This window comes from Vibrio sp. V03_P4A6T147 (assembly GCF_002241085.1).
Classification (GTDB): Bacteria; Pseudomonadota; Gammaproteobacteria; order Enterobacterales; family Vibrionaceae; genus Vibrio; species Vibrio anguillarum.
In genome coordinates this window covers 1-2,835 of sequence record NZ_NDIO01000021.1, presented here as the reverse complement: position 1 = coordinate 2,835, position 2,835 = coordinate 1, and the positions used below count along the sequence as shown (strand labels likewise).

At 40.9% G+C, this 2,835-nt stretch carries 3 protein-coding genes; 1 reads left to right on the top strand and 2 read right to left on the bottom strand.

Features of this window, described 5'->3' with window-relative positions; translation table 11 throughout:
• The first annotated feature begins 205 nt into the window (after positions 1-205).
• A complete protein-coding gene (gene nagB / locus B9J84_RS00735) occupies positions 206-1,006 on the top strand; it encodes a glucosamine-6-phosphate deaminase (protein WP_013868251.1) in 801 nt (266 codons plus the stop codon).
• A 127-nt stretch (positions 1,007-1,133) separates the two neighbouring features.
• Here the strand turns inward: nagB and B9J84_RS00730 are convergent, their stop codons facing one another.
• Positions 1,134-1,430 (bottom strand): polymer-forming cytoskeletal protein, encoded by a 297-nt coding sequence (locus B9J84_RS00730; protein ID WP_305951630.1) that lies wholly within the window; start codon positions 1,428-1,430, stop codon positions 1,134-1,136.
• A gap of 8 nt (positions 1,431-1,438) precedes the next feature.
• Positions 1,439-2,386, bottom strand: a complete 948-nt coding sequence (locus B9J84_RS00725) for a M23 family metallopeptidase (protein ID WP_017044959.1) — start codon at positions 2,384-2,386, stop codon at positions 1,439-1,441.
• Between the last annotated feature and the right edge of the window lie 449 nt (positions 2,387-2,835).

Below are 2,835 nucleotides of genomic sequence, written 5' to 3'. Positions count from 1 at the left end.
AATTTTTATCTCATTTGGTTATAGCATGTGCCGTATTAGTTAAGCTTACCTGTAGAAATTGCTACAAATTTAAGCGCATTTCTGGTTGAGATTTGAAGAAAGAGCGAAAATTTGACCTAAAACAATGGCAGTTACCCAACACTTATTTTATAATGCGAATTAATGTTCTATTACACCATAATATTCCAATAACTAGGGGCCAATCATGAGACTTATCCCGTTAAAACAGGCTGCACAAGTCGGCAAGTGGGCAGCAGCACACATCGTAAAACGTATCAACGCATTCAACCCAACGGCAGACCGTCCTTTTGTATTGGGTTTACCTACTGGTGGTACACCATTGACGACTTATAATGCACTGATTGAAATGCATAAAGCAGGCGAGGTGAGCTTTAAGCATGTCGTGACATTTAATATGGATGAATACATTGGTATTCCTGAAAATCATCCGGAGTCATACCGCTCATTTATGTATAACAACTTCTTCAATCATGTTGATATTCAAGAAGAAAATATCAACTTACTGAATGGCAACGCACCAGATGTTGATGCAGAATGTAAGCGCTATGAAGATAAAATTAAATCATACGGCCGCATTAATTTATTTATGGGCGGTGTGGGTAATGATGGGCACATCGCGTTTAACGAGCCTGCTTCTTCACTTTCGTCACGCACTCGCATTAAGACACTGACAGAAGATACACGCATTGCAAACTCTCGCTTCTTTGATGGTGATATCAACCAAGTTCCTAAATACGCGCTAACGATTGGTGTAGGCACACTGCTAGATTCAGAAGAGATCATGATTTTGGTGACAGGCCACAATAAGGCGCTGGCTTTGCAAGCGGCCGTGGAAGGAAGCGTCAACCATTTGTGGACAGTCTCCGCACTACAACTTCACGCGAAATCAGTGATTGTATGTGATGAACCATCGACTCAAGAACTAAAAGTGAAAACCGTAAAATACTTTGCGGAATTAGAAGCAAAAAATATCGAAGGTTTCTAAGTCTCTCCCAGCAGAGAAAGGACATTCATAAACAAAAGGCCTGCTAACATCAGCAGGCCTTTTTACACTTTGTAGCAAATGGGACTTTCTATCAAATGGGGAAGTGCGAACGAAATCGGTAGTTGAATTAACCTTCAGCAGCGATTTTCGCTTCTTTTAATTCAACTACTTGTTTCTCCGGGGCAGGGTAGGTTACTCCATTAAAGCGCCCACCTTGTTCAATGCTCAAGTCGTCGCTATAAATAGACCCTGTGACGCTCCCTTTGCTTAAAATTTCAATTTTAGTCGCGTGACATGTGCCTTGGAACTCGCCATTAATGATGATGTGGCCTGCGTACAGTTCACCATTAACCGTGCCTGTTTCACTAATGACGATGGTTTTATCAACGTGCAATTGACCTTCTACCGACCCGTCAATTTGAATGTCGCTTTCTAACCTGAGTTCCCCACTAATGGAACAGCCTTTTGCGATGAGAGTTGTAGCTGAGTGCTGACTCTTAGCTCGACTTTGTTTACTAAAGATTCCCATCGGATACCTCTTACCTTACTAAATATCGTTTCAAAATCATTCACGCCCCAATCAACAAAAGGTCTTGGATCTAATGAACGGCCGACAAATCGAATTTCATAGTGCAAATGTGGGCCAGAAGATAACCCACTGTTTCCAGAATAAGCAATTAAGTCGCCCTTCTGTACAAAATCGCCCCCTTTCACGGCAAATTTTTGCAAATGAGAATAGGAGCTGGTAAATCCATAAGAGTGCTGTAAGCGTAAAAAATTGCCTGACCCTTTATCACTGGCGCGAGTGACTTCGGCAACGCCATCGGCTGGTGCATAAATTGGCGTGCCTATGTTAACCGCAAAATCTTGCCCGCGGTGAATTTTGACGTTGCCGGTCACAGGATGAATACGCTCACCGTATCCTGACGAAATTCTCGCATTATGCACAGGTGCACCGCTGGGTATTTGGGTCAGCATCACCATTCTAACTGAAGAAGTGATAGCGGCGGTGTCTAAACGTGATTCTAATTCCGCTCCGCTTTCATCCATCCCCAATACTTTTTCAAGATCGCCGAGCCTGTCTGAAACAACCTGCATCTTCTCTTCTCGTTCGAGCAAGTCATTCTCTAAGCTGTTTTTTAGCTCCTTTAAAGAGGTGACTTCTTCGGTCAGTGACATCGACTGGCTCTCTAACTCTTGTTGCTTAAGTTTAGCAAAATCAACTTCATCAAGAAGGTAATAGATAACGCCGCCAGTGGCGAGAATGCTGGCAACCAGCACATAGCCAAAACCTTTTAAAAAATGTCGGAACCATTTACCGAGATGAAAGTGCTTCGTCCCATGGATGGATGAAACGGAAACAACCACTCTTTCTTTCATGAATTCGTTCACAGCGTCTATGGTTAACAGTACAGCCGATTCTAACAGGGAATGCTCAGGGTCAAAACATTTTGCGTTGTAAGGCTATACTCGTCCCACCTCTTATTGTTCGGTTTGTGAATTGGAGCGTATCCTTGGCCTGCTTTTAGAGGAAGATCCGATGTTGTTAGTAAAAAAAGCCATATTAATGTATGAGCTCATATTAATATGGTTTTGTGTATATAAGTTACAAAATAGACAATATGGAAGTGGTGGCTTTATTTTGATTAGTAAAATAAAGATGTAATTGTGATTTTCATCACTTTTGGTTCTTTAATTTTTAATAATTAAAGTGAAAGTGTGATTTTAATCTCTTTTTTATTAAAAGTTAAAATTCAAAAAGTATGACATTGATCGTTTAGATCTTATTGACAAGTTGTATTTTTGTTTTTTGTTGTAAATTTACATGT